This is a genomic window from Protofrankia sp. Cr2, from assembly GCF_963555885.1.
Classification (GTDB): domain Bacteria; phylum Actinomycetota; class Actinomycetes; order Frankiales; family Frankiaceae; genus Protofrankia.
On sequence record NZ_CAUVXG010000002.1, the window covers coordinates 241,683 to 260,499 of the forward strand.

At 67.9% G+C, this 18,817-nt stretch carries 19 protein-coding genes; 7 read left to right on the top strand and 12 right to left on the bottom strand.

Going from position 1 to position 18,817, the window contains the following annotated elements; translation table 11 throughout:
* The first annotated feature begins 151 nt into the window (after nt 1-151).
* Both U9978_RS02610 and U9978_RS02615 read left to right on the top strand, forming a co-directional pair.
* On the top strand, nt 152-1,921 hold the full coding sequence (locus U9978_RS02610; RefSeq protein WP_322759408.1) for a DEDD exonuclease domain-containing protein: 1,770 nt from the start codon (nt 152-154) through the stop codon (nt 1,919-1,921).
* 101 nt (nt 1,922-2,022) lie between these two features.
* Nucleotides 2,023-2,808 (top strand): SDR family NAD(P)-dependent oxidoreductase, encoded by a 786-nt coding sequence (locus U9978_RS02615; RefSeq protein WP_322759409.1) that lies wholly within the window; start codon nt 2,023-2,025, stop codon nt 2,806-2,808.
* A gap of 34 nt (nt 2,809-2,842) precedes the next feature.
* Here the strand turns inward: U9978_RS02615 and U9978_RS02620 are convergent, their stop codons facing one another.
* From U9978_RS02620 to U9978_RS02645, 6 genes are all read right to left on the bottom strand, one after another.
* Nucleotides 2,843-3,751 carry an ABC transporter permease gene (locus U9978_RS02620; RefSeq protein ID WP_416210823.1) on the bottom strand — a complete coding sequence of 303 codons (909 nt, stop codon included), beginning with the start codon at nt 3,749-3,751 and terminating at the stop codon, nt 2,843-2,845.
* Nucleotides 3,675-4,526 (bottom strand): ABC transporter ATP-binding protein, encoded by an 852-nt coding sequence (locus tag U9978_RS02625; protein ID WP_322759411.1) that lies wholly within the window; start codon nt 4,524-4,526, stop codon nt 3,675-3,677. The genes U9978_RS02620 and U9978_RS02625 overlap by 77 nt, the downstream gene beginning before the upstream one ends.
* Nucleotides 4,527-4,780: 254 nt before the next feature.
* Entirely contained in the window at nt 4,781-6,421 is a 1,641-nt protein-coding gene (locus U9978_RS02630; RefSeq protein ID WP_322759412.1) for a ubiquinol-cytochrome c reductase cytochrome b subunit, read from the bottom strand.
* 124 nt (nt 6,422-6,545) lie between these two features.
* Nucleotides 6,546-7,691 (bottom strand): ubiquinol-cytochrome c reductase iron-sulfur subunit, encoded by a 1,146-nt coding sequence (locus U9978_RS02635; RefSeq protein WP_322759413.1) that lies wholly within the window; start codon nt 7,689-7,691, stop codon nt 6,546-6,548.
* A complete protein-coding gene (locus U9978_RS02640; protein WP_322759414.1) occupies nt 7,688-8,491 on the bottom strand; it encodes a c-type cytochrome in 804 nt (267 codons plus the stop codon). Before U9978_RS02640 ends, U9978_RS02635 begins: the two co-directional genes overlap by 4 nt.
* Before the next feature lie 5 nt (nt 8,492-8,496).
* Entirely contained in the window at nt 8,497-9,135 is a 639-nt protein-coding gene (locus U9978_RS02645; RefSeq protein ID WP_322759415.1) for a heme-copper oxidase subunit III, read from the bottom strand.
* A 105-nt stretch (nt 9,136-9,240) separates the two neighbouring features.
* On the opposite strand from U9978_RS02645, the gene U9978_RS02650 reads away from it, so the two are divergent.
* Nucleotides 9,241-10,302, top strand: coding sequence for a cytochrome c oxidase assembly protein (locus U9978_RS02650; protein ID WP_322759416.1), 1,062 nt, complete (start codon nt 9,241-9,243; stop codon nt 10,300-10,302).
* A gap of 61 nt (nt 10,303-10,363) precedes the next feature.
* Here U9978_RS02650 and U9978_RS02655 read toward each other — a convergent pair whose 3' ends face one another.
* The 3 genes from U9978_RS02655 to U9978_RS02665 all read right to left on the bottom strand — a co-directional run bounded on the left by U9978_RS02655 (nt 10,364) and on the right by U9978_RS02665 (nt 12,053).
* Nucleotides 10,364-10,960: a DUF3501 family protein gene (locus tag U9978_RS02655; protein WP_322759417.1), complete on the bottom strand. Its 597-nt coding sequence runs from the start codon at nt 10,958-10,960 to the stop codon at nt 10,364-10,366.
* Between the two features lie 133 nt (nt 10,961-11,093).
* A complete protein-coding gene (locus U9978_RS02660) occupies nt 11,094-11,540 on the bottom strand; it encodes a rubrerythrin family protein (RefSeq protein WP_322759418.1) in 447 nt (148 codons plus the stop codon).
* 105 nt (nt 11,541-11,645) lie between these two features.
* Nucleotides 11,646-12,053, bottom strand: a complete 408-nt coding sequence (locus tag U9978_RS02665) for a Fur family transcriptional regulator (RefSeq protein WP_322759419.1) — start codon at nt 12,051-12,053, stop codon at nt 11,646-11,648.
* A 317-nt stretch (nt 12,054-12,370) separates the two neighbouring features.
* On the opposite strand from U9978_RS02665, the gene U9978_RS02670 reads away from it, so the two are divergent.
* Entirely contained in the window at nt 12,371-12,793 is a 423-nt protein-coding gene (locus tag U9978_RS02670) for a hypothetical protein (protein ID WP_322759420.1), read from the top strand.
* A gap of 53 nt (nt 12,794-12,846) precedes the next feature.
* A complete protein-coding gene (trpD, locus tag U9978_RS02675) occupies nt 12,847-13,932 on the top strand; it encodes an anthranilate phosphoribosyltransferase (RefSeq protein WP_322759421.1) in 1,086 nt (361 codons plus the stop codon).
* A 166-nt stretch (nt 13,933-14,098) separates the two neighbouring features.
* On the opposite strand, the gene U9978_RS02680 is transcribed toward trpD, so the two are convergent.
* Genes U9978_RS02680 through coxB form a run of 3 tightly spaced genes read right to left on the bottom strand, consistent with a single transcriptional unit; the run spans nt 14,099 to nt 17,147 of the window.
* Nucleotides 14,099-14,500, bottom strand: a complete 402-nt coding sequence (locus U9978_RS02680; protein ID WP_322759422.1) for a cytochrome c oxidase subunit 4 — start codon at nt 14,498-14,500, stop codon at nt 14,099-14,101.
* Between the two features lie 35 nt (nt 14,501-14,535).
* On the bottom strand, nt 14,536-16,212 hold the full coding sequence (ctaD, locus tag U9978_RS02685) for a cytochrome c oxidase subunit I (RefSeq protein ID WP_322759423.1): 1,677 nt from the start codon (nt 16,210-16,212) through the stop codon (nt 14,536-14,538).
* On the bottom strand, nt 16,209-17,147 hold the full coding sequence (gene coxB / locus U9978_RS02690; protein WP_322759424.1) for a cytochrome c oxidase subunit II: 939 nt from the start codon (nt 17,145-17,147) through the stop codon (nt 16,209-16,211). Before coxB ends, ctaD begins: the two co-directional genes overlap by 4 nt.
* Nucleotides 17,148-17,394: 247 nt before the next feature.
* Between coxB and U9978_RS02695 the strand changes: the two genes are divergently transcribed.
* Together U9978_RS02695 and U9978_RS02700 are read left to right on the top strand one after the other, a co-directional pair.
* Nucleotides 17,395-18,543, top strand: a complete 1,149-nt coding sequence (locus U9978_RS02695) for a cysteine desulfurase family protein (protein WP_322759432.1) — start codon at nt 17,395-17,397, stop codon at nt 18,541-18,543.
* The coding region (locus tag U9978_RS02700; protein ID WP_322759425.1) for a sulfurtransferase TusA family protein at nt 18,540-18,817 on the top strand (278 nt) is incomplete at its 3' end. The genes U9978_RS02695 and U9978_RS02700, both read left to right, overlap by 4 nt.

Consider the following 18,817-nt stretch of genomic DNA (forward strand, 5'->3'; position numbering starts at 1 on the left):
AAACCACCTACTGGAACAGGTGCGTGCCCCGGCCGCGCGACGCCGCGTCCCCTGTTGCCGGGCGCTCCACGGTCTCGCGGGCTGTCCGTGTCGGCCATGGAGCCAGTCCGAGGCTGAAAGCTGTCCGAGGCTAGCTGTACCTTGCGCGGGCATGAGCCCGTTCTCACCTGCGCCGGGAGGCCACCACCAGACCGCGCCGACGCCGTCCTCGACGCCCCCGCCCCCAGGCCCGGGCCCGGCAGGGCCGCCACCACGGCAGGCCAGCTTCGAGGAACTGGGCCGGCCCCTGCGGGATGTCACCTTCGTCGTCGTGGACCTGGAGACCACCGGCACCCACACCGCCGACAGTGAAATCACCGAACTCGGCGCGGTCAAGGTCCGCGGTGGGCAGGTCCTCGCGGAGATGGCCACGTTGGTGCGGCCCGCCGCACCGATACCGCCGTTCATCTCGGTCCTGACCGGAATCACCGACGCGATGGTCGCCACCGCGCCGTCCATCGACGCCGTGCTGCCGGCCTTCCTGGAGTTCGCCCGCGGCAGCGTCCTGGTCGCCCACAACGCCCCCTTCGACCTCGGCTTCCTGCGGGCGGCGTGCGCACGCGGCGGCTACCCGGTCCCCGACTGGGAGCATCTGGACACCGTCCGGATCGCCCGCCAGATCGTGACCAAGGATGAAAGCCCGGACTGCAAGCTGGCGTCGCTGGCCCGCCTCTTCCGTGCCGACAGCGAGCCGAGTCATCGGGCGCTCGCGGATGCGCGCGCGACCGTCGCCGTCCTGCACGGACTGTTCGAACGGCTCGGCAATCTCGGCGTGACCACGCTGGAGGACGTCCACGGCTTCACCCGCAAGGTCTCCCCGGCACAGCGGCGCAAGCGGCATCTGGCGGACGGGCTGCCGACCGGTCCCGGGGTCTATGTCTTCCGCGATCGCGCCGGCCGGGCGTTGTACATCGGGACCTCACGATCGGTCCGGGCACGGGTCCGCTCCTACTTCACTGCGAGCGAGCCGCGGGCGCGGATGACCGAGATGGTGGCGGCGGCCGATCGGGTGGAGGCGATCGCGTGCGCGCATGCGTTGGAGGCCGAGGTTCGTGAGCTGAGGCTGATCGCCGAGCACAAACCCCCGTACAACCGTCGGTCCCGACATCCGGAGCGGGCGGTCTACCTACGGATCACCGACGAGCCGTTCCCACGGCTGGCCCGGGTGCGGGCGGTTCGCGACGCCGGCACCTATCTCGGCCCGTTCTCAGGGGCCGCTGCCGCCGATCTCGCCGCAGCCGCGATCCACGCGGCGATTCCACTGCGGCAGTGCACCGCCCGGTTGTCGCCGCGGCGGTCGGTGCCGGCCTGCGCTCTCGCGGACATGGGACGGTGCGGAGCACCATGCGACGGACGGGAAAGCCCGCAGGACTATGCCCGGCATGTGGCGGCGGCCCGCCGGGCCATGACCACCGACCCGTCCGTGGTCGTCGCCGCCGCGCGGACGCGCATCGACAGCCTCGCCGCCCAGCAGCGCTTCGAGGACGCCGCCGTCCAGCGGGACCGGCTGCTGGCCTTTCTGCACGGCGCGCACCGGCTGCAACGGCTGTCGGCGCTGACCGGCGTGGCCGAAATGACGGCGGCCGCGCCCACCCCTGAAGGCGGTTGGGACATCGCGGTGATCCGCCACGGCAGACTGGTCGCGGCAACCAGTACACCGGCGCGTACGGATCCACGTCCCTGGATCGCCGCCGCACAGGCCAGCGCCGAGACGGTACGCCCGGGCCCAGGCCCCACGCCGTGCGCGAGTGCGGCGGAAACCGAGCGCATCCACCACTGGCTGGCCGGTCCGGGTGTACGCCTGGTCAGCCTGGACGGCGAGTGGGCCTCACCCGCGATCGGAGCCGCTCGGGAAGTGTTTCGGTTGGGACACGCCCGCTGACAGGCACATATTATGAACATTTTGCCCCCACGTCTCGACCCGTACCTCATATCGGCATACTTATGCACCACTTGTGGGCAGTATCCGATCGAGGAGAGCACATGGACCTGGGCCTGAAGGACAAGGTCGCCGTCGTCGCCGGCGGCAGTCGCGGATGCGGTCGCGCGATCTCGGTCGAGCTGGCGAAGGAGGGTGCTGCGGTCGTCCTGACGGGTCGTCAACCCGGCATCGTGGCGGCGACCGCCGAGCAGATCGAAAGCACGGGCGGCAGCGCGCTGGGCGTGGTCGCGGACATGACCACCACCGCGGGAGCCCTCGAAATCATCACGGCAGCGCGACGTGCCTTCGGAGCACCTGACATCCTCGTGACGAACCCACCCGGCCCGCTACCCAGCGACGACTACGGACGGGGCTTCCTCAACTGTTCGGACGAGGATTTCCTGCGCACCAACGACCAGTTCATCATGAGCCAGGTCTACCTGACCCGGGAAGTCATTCCGAACATGATGGAAAAAAGCTGGGGACGTCTGGTCAACATCGCGTCGATCTGCCTCAAGACCCCGCACCACCGCGATCCGCTGGTGCTCGCGAATCTTCGGGTGGGCATCGCCGGAATGATGAAGACGCTCGCCGAGGAGTACGGCGAACACGGCATCACAGCCAATGTCGTGGCAACCGGACCCTTCCGAAGCGAGCTGGCGGAAGATTACCTCAGATCCCAGAACGTCAAGGACGAGGCGTACTACGCGCAGGAAGTCCCCGTCCGTCGCTGGGGACGTCCGGCCGAAATGGGAGCCCTCGTCGCGTTCCTCTGCTCCGAGCAGGCCGCTTTTCTGACCGGTGAGACCATTCGTCTGGACGGTGGCTACAGCAAGAGCCTGTTCTGATGCAGAGTCACACCGGCATCTCCTGCCTTCCTGATCAGCGCGCCAACCGGCCGAGCAGAGCGCTGGCTGCGAGGATTGTCAACACCGCGGAGCCCGTGAGAACGGTGAAATCCAGCATGAGATGGCTGTGCGTGCCGATAAGCAGCCCGCGCAGCGCGTCGACAAGATAGCTCAACGGGTTGAGATAGCTGGCCACACGGACCCAGGTCGGCATGATGGAGACCGGATACAGGGCGTTGCTGGCGAAGAACATCGGCATCATGATCGCCTGACCGATTCCCATCAGCCGGTCCCGGGAGAGCACCAGCCCGGCGATCACGATCGACAGGCACGCGAAGAACCCCGAACCGAGCACAACCGCGACCATGGCGCCGACAAGCTTCAGCGGGTTGGCGGTCAGCCCCACGCCGAGGACCGCTGCCAGCACCAGGACGACGACCACCTGTATCAGCGCGCGCACGCCGGCCGCAAACGCCTTACCTGTGACCAGCGCCGTCCGGGGTGTCGGTGTCACCATGAGTTTGGCCAGGACGCCCGCGTCCCGGTCCCAGATGATCTGGATGCCGTAGAAGATCGAAATAAAGAGTGCGGACTGGGCGAGAATCCCCGGCGCCAGGTAGTCGAGATACGGCACGGACCCGGTCGGAATGGCGTGGATACGGTTGAACGTCACTCCGAAGACAAGCAACCACAATGCGGGCTGGACGGCCCGGGTGTAAAGCTCCACCCGATCGTGGCGCAGCTTCTGCAGTTCGACCAGCGACAGGGTCGCGAGCCGCCGGCCGAGCAGACGAGCCGCGCCGAGGCGTCCGTCGAGGTCCTGGTCGAAGCCGGTTCCGGCGGGAAAAGGCGGCAGGTCGCCGCGCTCAACCAACCCGGTTGGCGACACGGCGGATGTGCTGGACGTCACGGAAATCACCTTCCTGGTCTCTGTCAAGCGCATCACCGGTGTGCTGGCGGAACACATCCTCAAGACTTGCCTTCGCTCCGAGAGCCGCTTTCAGCTCGCTCGGAACGCCGACGACGCGTACCCGGCCGGCATGCATGAGCGCGACCTTGTCACACAGGACGTCCGCTTCCTCCATATAATGGGTGGTAAGAAGGATGGCCATTGCGTACTCGGCCCGAAGACCCTGGACGTGCTCCCAGACGCTGTCGCGGGCGATCGGGTCCAGCCCCACGGTCGGCTCGTCGAGAATCAGCAGGCGCGGAGCGTTGACCAGCGCCTGAGCCAGTTCGAGACGACGCACCATGCCACCCGAGTAGGTCCGGGCCAGCCGGTCGGCGACATCGGTCAGCCCCATCGCGGCCATGGCGTCGTTGACCCGGGCCCGACGCTGGCGCCGCGGCACATCGAACAGCCCCGCGAACAGCGCCACGTTCTCCCGTCCGGTCAACCCCGAGTCGGCCGAGAGCATCTGCGGCACGTAGCCGATGAGGCGGCGTGCTCGGATCGGGTGGCGTACCGCGTCCACCCCGAACATGTGCACCGAGCCGGCGGCCGGCCGTAGCAGCGTGACGATGGCACGGATCGCCGTGGTCTTGCCGGCCCCGTTCGGCCCGAGCAACCCGATGATCTCGCCAGCATTAAGATCGAGATCGATCGCGTCAACCGCTGTGTGCTCACCGAACCGGTAGGTCAGGCCCCTGACGGCAAGGGCTGGCGGGTCGCCCGACGCCGCAGTGGACGCGACCCGCGCGGGGTGCTCGACAGACATCCGACCTCCCCATCGTTTTCTTCCTGCAACTAACTATCTGCTCTTACCCCTCCCCCGTCATCCGGTCGGGGCGCGAGCCGCCGCCAACGGGCAGCGCGCACCGTCCAAAGCAGCACAAACAAGACCGGTTCACTGCAGGCCAGACCAGACGACGAAACGAAAAGCTGAGGGCCGGTGCATCCGGGTCTCGGACGCACCGGCCCTCAGCCGGGATGGAGCTGTTCGGTGTCTGTCGTGTTCGGTGTCTGTCGCGCTCAGTGCCTGCCGGCAGGCTGATCAGGAGATTCGCCGCTGGGCTCGCGCGGACCGCCCTCCGCTTCCTCCGCGTTCTCTGCGTTCTCTGCGTTCTCATCGACGAAGAATCCGGTCACCGCCTTGCCCGCGCGGCGGGCGAGACCGCCCGTGGCGTGCCCGTTCTCCCCGGACGGCAACGCCACCCGGTCGGTCGGTACCCGACGGTGGTCCGGCGTCGGCGGCAACTTCGGACGATGCTGCTCCACGAATTCCCCACCGGGAAGCTGGTGGATGATCCCGGTCTCGATACCGTGCTCGGCGATCTCCCGATCACGGGCCTGCAGGTGGAGGCAGAGCCTCTTCGTCACCGTGAAGGCGATCGGCGGGACGATGATGCAGCCGATCCGGCCGGCCCAGGTCATGGCGTTCAGCGAGATGTCGAACGTCGTCGCGATGACGTCGTTACCACCGGAGATCCACAGCACCAGATAGAAACTGATGGCCATGGCACCGAAACCGGTGCGGGTCGGGGCGTCACGCGGTCGCTGGAGCAGGTTGTGCGATGCGGAATCCCCGGTGAACTTCGCCTCCAGGAATGGGTACACCGCCAGCAGCGTGAACAGTATTCCAGGCAGCACGACGGTCGGCCAGAACACCGCCGGGACGGTATGGCCGAGCCCGCGGAACTCCCACGGTGGGAACAGCCGGGTCGATCCGTCGAGGAAGCCGATGTACCAGTCGGGCTGCGACGCCGAACTGACGTTGCCCGGGTCATAGGGGCCGAAGCTCCAGATCGGGTTGATCTGTGCCAGCCCACCGAGCAGGGCGAGCATCGCGAACACCAGCATGAAGAACCCGGTGGACTTCACCGCGAACACAGGGAAGACGCGGTGCCCGATGACGTTGTGTTCGGTCTTGCCCGGCCCCGGGAAATCTGTGTGCTTCTGGTGCCACAGGATGCCCAGATGGGCGCCGATCAGCGCCAGCAGGATCCCCGGCACCAGCAGAATGTGGATCACATACAGCCGGGGGATGAAGTTGTCACCCGGCCACTCACCGTTGAAGACCAGGAACGACGTCCAGGTGCCGATGACGGGGATCGACTGCGCGATCGAGGCCGCGATACGCAGCCCGGTACCCGACAGCAGGTCGTCCGGCAGCGAGTAGCCGGCGAAACCCTCGAGGATCCCCAGCACGAGCAGCCCGACGCCGATCAGCCAGTTGACCTCGCGGGGCTTGCGGAAGGCGCCGGTGAAGAACACCCGCATCAGGTGCACCACGATCGAGGCGACGAACAGCAGTGCCGCCCAGTGGTGGATCTGACGGAAGACCAGCCCCGCCCGGGTGTCGAAGCTGATGTCGAGGGTCGAGGCGTAGGCCCGGCTCATCTCCACACCGCGCAACGGGATGTACGAGCCGTTATAGGGGATCTCGACGTTGCTCGGGTCGAAGAACAGCGTCAGATAGATGCCGGTCAGGACCAGGATGACGAAGCTGTAGAGGGCGATTTCCCCGATCATGAAAGACCAGTGGTCGGGGAACACCTTGTTGAGATTGCGGCGCAGCGCCGCCTGGGACCCGAAGCGCTCGTCGACGGCCCGGTTGAGTTTGCGGACCGGGCCCGGCCGCTTGACCAGGGACGGTGGCGGGACGGTGGTCATGAGGCGACCTCCGAAGCGAGCATCGTAGGGAGCGCCAGCGAGCGAGGAGCCGTACCCAAGAGATTGCTCGCTCCGCTCACGATCTTTTGGGTCCCTCGACGGCGGAGGCCGCCGGGATTCACGGTCATGGGCGCTCCCAGAAAGCGGGGCCGACGGGCTCGGTGTAGTCGCCGTCTCGTGCGATGAAATACCCGGCGTCATCGACACCGATCGCCAGCTGTGGCAGGGATCGGCTGGCCGGACCGAAGATCGCTCGACATCCGTCCAGAACGTCGAACACGGACTGGTGGCACGGGCACAGCAGGTGATGGGTCTGCGCCTCGTAGAGGCTGACCGGACAACCCGCGTGGGTGCAGATCTTGGAGTAGGCGACGTGGCCGTCGTAGGCCCAGTCCTCCCGCCCCGGCCGCGGTCGGTTCGCATCCGGGGGGAGCCGGATGAGGATGGTGGCGCTGTCGGCCTTCTGGTGCAGGGTCAGCTGGGGCTCGAACCGGACGCTGCCGTCGGCCGCGGTCACCGCAATCGCGGGGAAGACGGTCTCGATACCGCCGATGGCGATGTCACCGAGCGCGACCGGATTACCTTCTCCGTTTACCAACCGGGCGCCCTTGGCCCAGTGGCTGTGCGTGAGCTGATCGCCCGGCTTGCGATTGCTCAGGTTCAGCAACGGCACCACCAGCAGGGCGCCGAGCATGCTGCCCGCGCCCAGCAGGGTACGGCGGACCAGCGGTCGGCGGGCAAGGCCGGTATCGGCGAACCCGAGTGCGACCGTCTCCTCGGTGACGGCGATCTCCTCATCCGAGGATGCGAAGGGATGACGCTCCTGGACGGCCTCCTCATGCGGCATGAGGCGCTTCGCCCAGAGGATGACCCCGAACCCGATGCCGCCCATGGCCAGGCCCAGGGCGGTTCCCATCCACGGGGTGTAGTACGCGGCATGTTTGTCACCGACGAAGTTGATGACCACGAAGCCGATCGTCCCGACCACCGAGACCATGAACCAGAACGCCACCAGCCGTTCGGCCCTGCGCTCGGCCCGGCGGTCGATCTCCTCGGCGTGAGCCGGGGGGATGACCGCGGCCCGCTCGCCGGGTTCGGCCAGCAGAACCGTTGAGCCCTCCGCGGTCGAGTCGGTCTGGTGCGGGGGGGTACCCAGACGCTCGGGACCGTCACTGCGGCCTGGGCGCGGTTCGGGCTTGGTGCGGTCGAAGATGCTCTCGCCCTCGGCGGGAACGTCCGGCCCGGACGTCTCGTCGTCTCGCTTGCTCATACCTTCTGCCTCGCTCCGATCCACATGCACACCGCGAGCAGGCCACCGATTCCGATCAGCCAGGCCAGCAGTCCCTCGGGAACCGGACCGTACTTGCCCAGCGTGCTACCACCGGCGCTCGGCGCCTCGGAGACGAACTGCACGTACTTCACGATCGCCACAGCGCCGGCAGGGTCGATCTGTCCGGGGCCGAAGACGGGCATCGACTCGGGGCCCGTCCGCATGGCATCGATGATCTGTGTCGGGGTGGCCTTACTCAGGTCGGGTGCGTACTTGCCGTACGTGAGTGGGGCACCCGCGCCCACCGCCTGATGGCACTGGGCGCAGTTCGCCCGGTAGAGCTCCCCGCCCTGGGCCAGGTCCGCGTCATCCAGCGCGTTCTTGGTGACGACCGCCGTCTTCGGGCCGCCACCGAGGCTGTCGACGTAAGCGGCCAACTGATCGATCTGGGTCTGGCTGTATATCGGGTCCTTGCGCTGGGCCTGCGCGCCCGGCGCGGCGAGCGGCATCCGACCGGTGCTCACCTGGAAGTCCACGGCGGCAGACCCGACCCCGACGAGACTCGGGGCCTGGCCACCGCCCTGAGCGTTCAACCCGTGGCAGCTTGAACAACCCTGGAGATACAGCGCCCGGCCCGCCCGGACGGCCTCGTTGGCATCCGGGGTGCTCTGGGCCGTCCCGCGCGGCGCGAACGCGGTCCACAGCACCCCGGTGGCCGCGAGCGCCAGCAGGAGGACGACAGCGGAGGAACGCCGATGCCGGCGTCGGGATGCGCGGGCAGCGCCCAAAGATGCAGTCATGTCGCTCACTGGAGGAGGTAGATGGTCGCGTAGAGGCCGATCCAGACGACGTCGACGAAGTGCCAGTAGTACGACGTCACGATCGCCGAGGTCGCCTTCTCAGGGGTGAATCTGCCGTAGGTCGACCGGGCGAGGACGATCACGAAGGCCACCAGCCCGCCGATCACGTGCAGCCCGTGGAAACCGGTCGTGAGGTAGTAGACCGACCCGTAGGCATGCGACGAGATCGAGAACTCGTTCTCGCGGAAGTACTCCCACGCCTGGCCGCCGACGAACACCGCACCCATCGCCAGCGTGATGAGGTACCAGCGACGCAGGCCGTAGACGTCGCCTCGTTCCGCGGCGAACACGCCCAGCTGACAGGTCAGGCTCGACAGCACCAGAATCGTCGTGAAGACGAGCGCATAGCCGACGTGCAGGTGCACCGGGCCGATCTCGGACCCCGCGGGATCGCCGGTGACCGGCGGCCAGTTGTCACTGTTGACCGACCGGATCGTGTAGTACATCGCGAACAGGGCCGCGAAGAACATCAGCTCCGATGACAGCCACACGATCGTTCCCACGGAAACCATCGACGGACGGTTGGCCGTGGGGTGCGGCGGCGGAGCCTTCTCAAGGACGGGGGCGGAGGCCACGTCGGTCATTCTGGCACGCGTTCCGCCGGGCGCCACCGTAGGTTCGACATTCGGTAGGACTACGAGCTGTCGAGGGTTCGGGCGCGCCCCGGCCGAAGCGAGGTGACGGAGCCTGTGACGAGTCCCAGCACGCTTGTCCCGGTAGCTGCCCAGGACGTGTTTGCCGTGTCCGGCCAGGGACAACTGCCGCCCCCACCGACGGTCGGACGGATGCTCCTGCACCTGACACCCGAACCCGGACCGCTGCTCCTGATCGCCACGATGGCAGGGCTGTACCTGCTCGGAGTGCGCAGACTCACAGATCGCGGTGACGCCTGGAACCCGTGGCGGACGGCGGCCTGGCTCGCCGGCCTGTTCGTCGTCGGGTACGCGCTCGTGGGCGGAATCGCGGCTTACGACACCGCACTGTTCAGCGCCCACGCCGTGCAGCACCTGCTGCTGGGTACGGTCGCCCCCATCCCGCTCGCGCTCGGGGCCCCGGTCACGCTCGCGCTGCGCACCCTTCCGCGACGCTCCCGCGGGCTGCTGGTGACGGCGTTGCACAGCCGGGTAGCCCGGGTGGCGACCTTCCCGTTGGTCGGTTTCGGTCTGTTCATCGTGAGCCTGTACGGCTTGTACTTCACCAGTCTCTACGAGTCATCATTGCGGCATCCGGTCCTACACCTTGTCCTGCACATCCACTTCCTGGTGGTCGGCTGCCTGTTCTATTGGCCGATCATCGGGCTTGACCCCGTCCCCGGCCGGCTGCCCTACTGGGGGCGCCTGATCCTGCTGTTCGTGACGTTCCCGCTGCACGCACTGTGGGCACTGGCGATGTTCACCACAAACGCGGTCTTCGCCGCGGACTGGTACTCCTCGCTGGGCCGGACCTGGGGGTCGAGCCTGTTGGGTGACCAGCAGACCGGTGCGGGGCTCATGTGGGCCGCAGGCGAACTGATCGGTGCGATGGTGTTCGTCGCCCTGTTCATCCAGTGGTCGCGGGCTGACGGTCGCGAAGCCGCCCGCGAGGACCGCCGGCTGGACCGACTCGAACGACTGGCCGCGTCCCGTGCCCCGGACCCGGACCCGGACCCGGAGGCTGACCCGGACCCGGAGGTTGACCTGATTGCCCGGGAGGCGGCCTACAACGCCTGGCTGGCCCGGCTCGCCGCCGGTGACACCACTCGCCGCCGGTGACACCGGGCCCGCCCGTCGGCCCGTGGATCCCGTTGATCCACGCCCCTGTTGCCGGGCGCGGTCAGCCACGCAGCGCGAGATCCGCTATCAGGCTCTTGCGGGCCGCGGCGGTGATCGGCGTCGCCTCGTTGTAGGCAGGGTGGTCGACGACCAGCTCAACCGGCACGGCCGGATCCCGGAAGGCGTCGCGGGTGGAGTCACTGAACGGGAACCGCAGCATGTGCACGGACACGGTCGGGCTCGGGATGTCCGGGACCTCGTCCGGACCGGGGATCTCCTCGCCAGCCACCGGGACTCCGTCGATCTCGAGCCGGATGCTGCGCTGGACACCGGCGAGGCGCTCCAGCTCCGAGCGGACGGTCTCGGCGACATCGAGCTCGATGAAGACGGTGGCGGTCAGGGCGTGGCTGGCGGGAAGCAGTCGCGAATAGATCTCGATCTCATGGGCGACATCCGAGGGGCTGCGCAGGCGCTCGGTGTAGACCATCTCCTGCACCTGGTAACGCAGGGTTTCCTCGTTCTCGAACTCGAAAAGGAGCATGTCGCCGAGCCGGATTCGCCGTTCTGCCCGGACCGGGAGGATCCGGGTGCGCGCGGCCGGCCGCTGGGCGGCGTAGACCTCGGGATCGGTGACGATGTCGGCGACAGTGAGTGCCATCGTTGGAACTCCCAAACGATCCGATGAGTACGGAACCGATTACAGAAAGCTACTGGCAAAGCCGCCTGGCGGGGCGGGGCGGTGATAACCACGTCCGCCCCGCCAGGCGGCACCGTCCGGCTGTTACGGAGAGTCAGACCTCTTGCTCGGCCTTTTCCTCGGCGACGACCGCGTCGAGCGCCTTCTTGAAGCGTCCGGCGTGGGTCTTCTCGGCCCGTGCGAGCGTGGAGAACCAGTCCGCGATCTCCTCGAAGCCCTCATCACGCGCGGTCTTGGCGAAGCCCGGGTACATGGCGGTGAACTCGTAGGTCTCCCCCGCCACGGCACTGGCCAGGTTCTTGGTGGTCTTGCCCAGCGGTTCCCCGGTCGCCGGGTCACCCACCTCGGCGAGGAAGTCCAGGTGACCGAACGCATGCCCGGTCTCGCCCTCAGCGGTGTCACGGAAGAGCGAGGCGGCGTCGGTGAGGCCCTCGATGTCGGCCCGGCGGGCGAAGTACAGGTAGCGGCGGTTCGCCTGACTCTCGCCCGCGAACGCCTCCTTGAGGTTTTCGTGGGTCTTCGTGCCGTCAAGCTGCGGCATGTGGCGCTCCTTCGTCGATCGTGATCCACCCGGCCGTCAGAGTGACGGCCGGGATGCTGGCTACCGGCCCGCAGCCGGGACACCTAGGTCGGGCCGGCGGTCTAGCTAGGTCGGGCCGGCGGTCTGACAGGACGGACACAGACCTCGGAACTGCAGGTCGTAGCCTGTGATCGCGAAACCGGTACGTCGCGACAGCGCGTCCACCATCTCCACCGGCACAGGAAGATCTATGTCCACCGCCCGCCCGCACCGGTCGCAGACCGCGTGGTCGTGACGCCCGACATTCGCGTCGTACCGGGCGGCGGCACCGTTACCAAGGCTGAGTTCAAGGGCGAAGCCAGCCCTGACCAGCAGCCCCAGTGCTCGGTAGACGGTCGCAGCGCCGATGCCCGGCGTGACCACTCGGACGCGATCGTAGACCTCCGCCGCCGTCGGGTGGTCATGGGCAGCTCGGAGCACCTCCAGCACCGCGCGGCGCTGAGGAGTGAGGCGCAGATCCTGCTGGCTGTTCATGACACCTCCGATGTCGGTGTCCACGTTCGCTACCGGCGATGTTCCCTACCAAAGATGAGAACGAGTCTCACTATCTCTGAGATCCGGCGGCTCCGCAACCGACAAAACGCCCGACGACACATCGATGTCATCCTTACGCATCGCTGCTGAACCGGGCGGGTCCACCGTCGGCAGGCGCCATCGGATAGCCTGCCGACGGGTTCCCAGTCGTCCGGTCGCCTATCCGGTCCCGCTGTCGTCCGCGGAAGCCGGATCAGTCACCGGCCGTCGGGCATCACCCAGCCGGCGTTCCACTTGATCGAAAGGCTCGCGGTCGCATGAGTACGGTTCTCGTGTACGCGGACAAACCCGACGTCCGCGAGCGGGTGAAGCTCGCCATCGGTCCGCTACCCGACCCCGAACTCGGGCCGGTCGAGTTCCTGGACGTGACCGACGGCGCCGCCCTCATCGACGCTGTCGACCATCGGGAGGCCGACATCTGCGTCCTGGACGCGGAGGCGGCGCCCGTCGGCGGCATGGGGCTGTCCCGGCAGATCAAGAACGAGATCCCGGACTGCCCGCCCACCGTCCTGCTGGTGGCCCGTCGCGATGACCGCTGGCTGGGCATCTGGTCGCAGGCGGACGCCGTGGTCACCCACCCGGTGGACCCTGCCGAACTCGCTGAGGTCGTCGTCGCGCTGCTGCGCGCCCGGCGCTCACCCGCTCGCCGGGCCGGATCCGCGCCCGCCGCGCATACCTGAGCCCGGCTGTGACCGGATCCTTCGGGCCCACGACCAGCGGGCCCGCTGACCACATGCCGGACGGGTCACGTCCGGACGCGCAGGGCTGGCCCCCACTTCTCGGCGCGCTGTTGCGCGGCGAGGCCCTCAACGCGCGGGACACCGCGTGGGCGATGACCCAGGTGATGTCCGGCAACGCCTCCCCCGCCCAGATCGCGGGCTTCGCGGTCGCCCTGCGGGCCAAGGGTGAGACCGCCGAGGAGGTCGGCGGTCTGGCGCAGGTGATGCTGGACTACGCAGCGCCGCTGGACCTCCCCGACGACGTCCGTGAACGAGCGGTGGACACCTGCGGAACCGGCGGCGACCAGTCACATTCGGTGAACGTCTCGACCATGGCTGCTCTCGTCATCGCGGGCTCGGGCATCCCTGTGATCAAACATGGGAACCGGGCCGCGTCATCAGCCTGCGGGTCAGCCGATCTTCTGCTGGAACTCGGCGTCGTCATCGACCTACCGCCCGCGGCCGTCGCGACCTGCCTCGCCGAGGCCGGTGCGGCGTTCTGTTTCGCACCGGTCTTCCACCCGGCCATGCGGCACGCGGGCGGGCCCAGGCGCGACCTGGGCGTACCCACGGTCTTCAACATCCTCGGACCGCTGACCAACCCGGGCCGCCCGGCAAGCCAGGCGGTCGGCGTCGCCGACGCACGGCTCGCGCCCGTGGTCGCCGGTGTTCTCGCCGCGCGCGGGACGCGGGGGCTGGTGTTCCGCGGTGACGACGGGCTGGACGAACTCACGCCCACGACCACGTCAACCGTGTGGGTTGTCGCGGACGGCACGGTTCGAATGGAGACCTTCGACCCGCGTGACGTCGGTATCGTCCCCGGCGATCCCAAGGCGCTACGAGGAGCCGATGCCGCTCACAATGCAGCGGTGACCCGGGAATTGCTGGCGGGGGGACGTTGCGGGCCGGTGCGTGACGCCGTCCTGCTCGCCGCCGCGGCCGCGCTGGTCGCGGCGACCGGCCCGAGTGCCGCACCCGTAACCGAACAGCTGCGCCGCCAGCTTGGTCGGGCCGCCTGGGCGCTGGATTCCGGCGCGGCCGAAGCCGCTCTGGGGCGATGGGTCAGGACCAGTCAGACCGCCGCGCCTGCGGCGGTCTGACCCGACACGTCACTGGCCACGTCACCGGTCACCGGTCACCGGTCACCGGTCACCGGTCACCGGTCACATCAGCAGCCACTGGACTACTTCCGCGCCACCGACCACGCGAGCGGCGCGGAAGTATCACGGTCGCGCCGCCGCCGGTGGTCGGGTATCCCTCGCCGGGTCAGTTCTCCGGTACGGGCGGGTGCCAGAAGTTCTCGAAAAGCAGGCACACGACGAACATCACTGTCATGATCACCCCGATGAGAGCCAGCCATATCCCGAAGATGACGCCGAGAAACACCAGGCTGGCGCTGGCGGCGATGAAGAAGGGGTAGTAGCTGCCCGGGGTGAAGTGACCGAGCTCACCGGCGCCGTCGGAAATCTCGGCATCGGGGAGGTCCTGCGGCCGAGCCCCGATCCGGCGGGCGGTGAACAACAAGTACCCGCCGACGAGCAGGCCGAGGGCGCCGCACAGGGCGAGTGCGACCGTGCCGGTCGGGTCCTTCGAGGTGAACCAGTAAACGATGTCGACCACCGTGCAGAAAATCGTGAACACGAGGAAGACGACGCCCTCGATCTTCATGGCTGCTGCTCCGCTCCAGCTTCTTCCGGGCCCGACTATCTGATCTCGGGCGCGGCGTGATAATCGGTTGTCCCGGCCGCCTGGGGATAATGCAGGTCGAAGGCAGGCCGTTCCGACCGGATGCGTGGCAGCGACCGGAAGTTGTGCCGTGGCGGTGGGCAGGATGTCGCCCATTCGAGGGAGTTTCCATAGCCCCAGGGGTCGTCCACGACGGCCAGCTCGCCCTTCTTGTAGGAGCGCCAGGCGTTGTACATGAACGGCAGGGTCGATGTGGCCAGTAGGAAGGCACCGGCCGTGGAGATCGTGTTGTAGGTGGTGAACCCGTCGGTCGGTGAGTAGTCCGCCACCCGTCGCGGCATGCCCTTGACGCCCAGCCAGTGCTGGATCAGGAAGGTCAGATGAAAACCGAAGAACAGCGTCCAGAAATGGATCTTCCCGAGCTTCTCGTCGAGCATGCGCCCGGTTACCTTCGGGAACCAGAAGTAGATCCCGGCGTACGCCGCGAAGACGACCGACCCGAATACCACGTAGTGGAAGTGCGCCACCACAAAGTAGCTGTCGCTGACGTGGAAGTCGATCGGCGGACTCGCCAGCAGGACCCCGGTCAGACCGCCGAACAGGAAGGTCACGAGAAAGCCCAACGCGAAGAGCATCGGCGTCTCGAAACTGATCTGGCCCCGCCACATGGTGCCGATCCAGTTGAAGTACTTCATACCGGTCGGCACCGCGATCAGGAAGGACAGGAACGCGAAGAAGGGCAGCAGGACCGCACCGGTGACGAACATGTGGTGCGCCCACACCGCTACCGACAGCGCCCCGATTCCGATCGTGGCGAAGACGAGGCCCTTGTACCCGAACAGCGGCTTGCGCGAGAAGACCGGCAGCACCTCGCTGATGATGCCGAAGAACGGCAGGGCGATGATGTAGACCTCGGGATGGCCGAAGAACCAGAACAGGTGCTGCCACAGAATCGCGCCGCCGTTAGCCGCGTCGAATACGTGGGCACCCATGCGCCGGTCGGCTTCCAGGGCCAACAGCGCGCCGGCGAGCACCGGGAAGGCCACCAGTACCAGGATCGAGGTGACGAGGAAGTTCCAGCAGAAGATCGGCAGCCGGAACATGGTCATGCCGGGGGCGCGCAGGCAGAGGATCGTCGTGATCATGTTGACGGCACCGAGGATGGTGCCGAGTCCTGACAGCGTCAGGCCCAGGATCCACAGGTCGGCGCCGGAACCTGGTGAGTAGACCGCGTTGTTCAGCGGCGCGTAGGCGAACCAGCCGAAGTCCGCCGCACCGTTCGGGGTCAGGAAGCCGGCGATGACGGTCAGGCTCCCGAAGAGGAAGAGCCAGAACGACAGGGCGTTGAGCCGTGGGAACGCCACGTCCGGTGAGCCGATCTGCAGCGGGACCAGGAAGTTCGCGAAGGCGAACGCCATGGGCGTGGCGAACATCAGCAGCATCAGCGTGCCGTGCATGGTGAAGAGCTGGTTGAACTGCTCGTTCGACAGGAACTGCAGGCCTGGCCGAGCCAACTCCGCCCGCATCATCTCGGCCATGATTCCGGCGAAGAGGAAGAACGCGAAGGACGTCACGCCGTACATCACGGCGATGTCCTTGTGGGAGGTCGTGCGCAGGTAACCGAGGAGGTTGGTGCGCGACTTGGTGTGGCGTTCCTCGACGTGGCCGGCTGGCGGCTCGTGCACCAGTGTCACTGTCGGCTCCCGGGCGTGGTGGTTCCGGCGGATGTCTGGGTGGTCGCCCCGGCCGCGCTCAGCGCGGCCGGCCGGGTCCGCTCGGCGATGAACCGGTCGTACTCGTCACCTGGGACGACCTTCACATAGAAGTTCATCTGATCGTGATCGACCCCGCACAGCTCCGCGCAGCGACCGATGAATGTCCCGGTCTTGGTGATCGTGAGCTGGAACTGGTTGATCCGACCGGGGACGACGTCCCGCTTGAACAGGAACTCGGGCACCCAGAAGGAGTGGATGACATCCGGGGACGTCTCGATGAAACGGATCGTGCGGCCCTGCGGGAGGACCAGCACCGCAGGCTCGCCGGGCTGCCCGGTGACCTCAACCGGGATCGTGCCGTTCTGGCCCGTGTCGAGGTATCGGAACTGCCAGTTCCACCGGAAACCGATCACGTTGACGGTCACGTCGGGGTTGGCGGGAAGTCTGTCGATCTCGATCTCGTCGCGGGCGGTGTAGTAGAACAGCCCAGCGACGATCACCAGCGGCACGATCGTGTAAAGGATCTCGACCGGGAGGTTGTACCGCACCTGCCGGGGCAGCTCGTCCGACTTCTTGCGGAACACGATGATCGCATAGAAGATCAGACCCCAGGTGAACACGCCGACGGAGAGCGCAGCGATCGCAGAACCCCGCCACAGGTTCAAGATGCGTGGCGTGAGGTCCGTCACCCCGGCCGGAAAACCGAAGTTGGGTACATCACATGCGGTGGCGGCCACCGCCAGCAGCGCGAAGCTGGTCACCAGCCGTAGCGCCCGCCACGGGGAACCGGATCGGCCAAGGCGCCGACCAACGCTCCTCGCGCGGTTCGTGCTCCCCACCGACGGAGCGTCGGAGGCAGTCGCCATCTCGACATCGGCGGGCAACGGCCGAGTTCGGCCGAAGGATCGGGTCACCAGGTCCTGCCTCCCACGAATGCGCCGATCCGACCGAACCAAGCGGTCGGCGCAAGGCTCTTCGACAAGCTGTAGATGCTGCGGCAGGAGCGTATCCCAGCCGCACCACCGGCATCTCGTCAGAGCCTGACTCAGCGTCCCGGCGGACGAGACTCGGCACACATCCCGGCGGTCTCAGCCCGCCCGACGGAGCGCCGAGGCCGCCGGGGCACCAAGACCAGCCGGTCGTCGGAATACCGTGAGGAACGTGCCGGCCTACCTTGATCATGCATCCACGGCCGTCCTGCACCCCGCGGCCCGTGAGGCCCTGCTGGCGGCCCTCGACGACGGTTGGGCGGACCCCGCCCGCCTGTACCGCGATGCCCGGCGGGCCCGCATGCTGCTCGACGCCTCCCGGGAGACGGTCGCCGCGGTGCTCGGCGCCCGCCCCGACGAGGTCAGCTTCACCTCGTCGGGTACCCATGCGGCACAGCTCGCGATTCTCGGCGCGGCCGGCGCCCGCCGTCGGTCAGGGACGCGGATGCTGGTCAGTGCCGTTGAACACTCCTGCGTTCTGCACGCCGCCCGATGGCACGAAAACGCCGGCGGCACGGTCGACACGGTCGGCGTGGACCGATTCGGCCGGGTCGACCCGGCGGGTTTCACTCCCCCACCGGGCACGGCGCTGGCCAGCCTGCAACATGCCAACCACGAGGTCGCGACCATCCAGCCGGTAGCCGCGGTCGCCGATGTGCTGCACACCGCAGGTGTCCCGTTGCATGTGGACGCAGCCATGTCGGCCGGACGGATCCCGGTGGACGTCGTCGCCCTGGGAGCCGATCTACTCAGCGCCAGTGCGCACAAGTTCGGCGGGCCGGCAGGGGTGGGCATCCTGGTCGTGCGGACCGGGCGTCGATGGCGCAACCCACTACCCGCCGACGAACGCGAGGGTGGCCGGGCGGGCGGCTTCCCCAACGTCGCGGCCATCGTCGCGACGGCCGCGGCCCTGCACGCCCGGACCATCGAAATCGCCGATGAGACACCGCGCCTGGCCGGCTACGTCGAGCGGCTGCGAACCCGTCTCCCCCACCTCGTTGCGGACGTCGAGCTACTCGGCGACCCGGATCCGGCCGGTCGGCTGCCACATCTGCTCACGTTCTCGTGCCTGTACGTCGACGGAGAAGCGCTGCTCGGCGAGTTGGACCGGGCGGGAATCGCGGTCAGCAGCGGCTCCAGCTGCACGTCGGACGCCCTCACCCCCAGCCACGTGCTGGCGGCGATGGGCGCGTTGACCCAGGGCAACATCCGGGTGTCGTTCGGCCGCGAATCCGACGGAGCGGATGTGGACGCCCTGCTGGCGGTCCTACCCGAGGCGGTTGCCCGGGTCCGCGAGCGGGCCGGGGCCGTCGGCCTGTGAGATCAGCCGACCACAGTGACCGCGACGACCGCGACACCTCGTGGAACGGCACCCGCCTCACCGTGGACGCGCGTGGACGACGGTGCCCGCTGCCGATCATCGAACTCGCACGCCGCATCCGCGACATCGACGTCGGCGCAGACCTGCAACTGTGGGCCGACGACCCCGCGGCCGCGCATGACGTCCCCGCCTGGTGCCGGATGCGCGTCCAGGAGCTGATCTCGACCCGCAAGCTGCCTGGCGGGGGGACGGCCTACCTCGTCCGCCGACTCTC

Excerpts from the sequence above, each read along its gene's own strand:
- U9978_RS02620 (WP_416210823.1), bottom strand. The coding sequence starts at position 3,751 with ATGCGCTTGACAGAGACCAGGAAGGTGATTTCCGTGACGTCCAGCACA.
- trpD (WP_322759421.1), top strand. The coding sequence starts at position 12,847 with ATGCCGGACGGGTCACGTCCGGACGCGCAGGGCTGGCCCCCACTTCTC.
- U9978_RS02610 (WP_322759408.1), top strand. The coding sequence starts at position 152 with ATGAGCCCGTTCTCACCTGCGCCGGGAGGCCACCACCAGACCGCGCCG.
- U9978_RS02630 (WP_322759412.1), bottom strand. The coding sequence starts at position 6,421 with ATGACCACCGTCCCGCCACCGTCCCTGGTCAAGCGGCCGGGCCCGGTC.
- U9978_RS02665 (WP_322759419.1), bottom strand. The coding sequence starts at position 12,053 with ATGAACAGCCAGCAGGATCTGCGCCTCACTCCTCAGCGCCGCGCGGTG.
- U9978_RS02660 (WP_322759418.1), bottom strand. The coding sequence starts at position 11,540 with ATGCCGCAGCTTGACGGCACGAAGACCCACGAAAACCTCAAGGAGGCG.
- U9978_RS02655 (WP_322759417.1), bottom strand. The coding sequence starts at position 10,960 with ATGGCACTCACTGTCGCCGACATCGTCACCGATCCCGAGGTCTACGCC.
- U9978_RS02625 (WP_322759411.1), bottom strand. The coding sequence starts at position 4,526 with ATGTCTGTCGAGCACCCCGCGCGGGTCGCGTCCACTGCGGCGTCGGGC.
- U9978_RS02680 (WP_322759422.1), bottom strand. The coding sequence starts at position 14,500 with ATGAAGATCGAGGGCGTCGTCTTCCTCGTGTTCACGATTTTCTGCACG.
- U9978_RS02670 (WP_322759420.1), top strand. The coding sequence starts at position 12,371 with ATGAGTACGGTTCTCGTGTACGCGGACAAACCCGACGTCCGCGAGCGG.
- U9978_RS02635 (WP_322759413.1), bottom strand. The coding sequence starts at position 7,691 with ATGAGCAAGCGAGACGACGAGACGTCCGGGCCGGACGTTCCCGCCGAG.
- U9978_RS02640 (WP_322759414.1), bottom strand. The coding sequence starts at position 8,491 with ATGACTGCATCTTTGGGCGCTGCCCGCGCATCCCGACGCCGGCATCGG.
- U9978_RS02645 (WP_322759415.1), bottom strand. The coding sequence starts at position 9,135 with ATGACCGACGTGGCCTCCGCCCCCGTCCTTGAGAAGGCTCCGCCGCCG.
- U9978_RS02615 (WP_322759409.1), top strand. The coding sequence starts at position 2,023 with ATGGACCTGGGCCTGAAGGACAAGGTCGCCGTCGTCGCCGGCGGCAGT.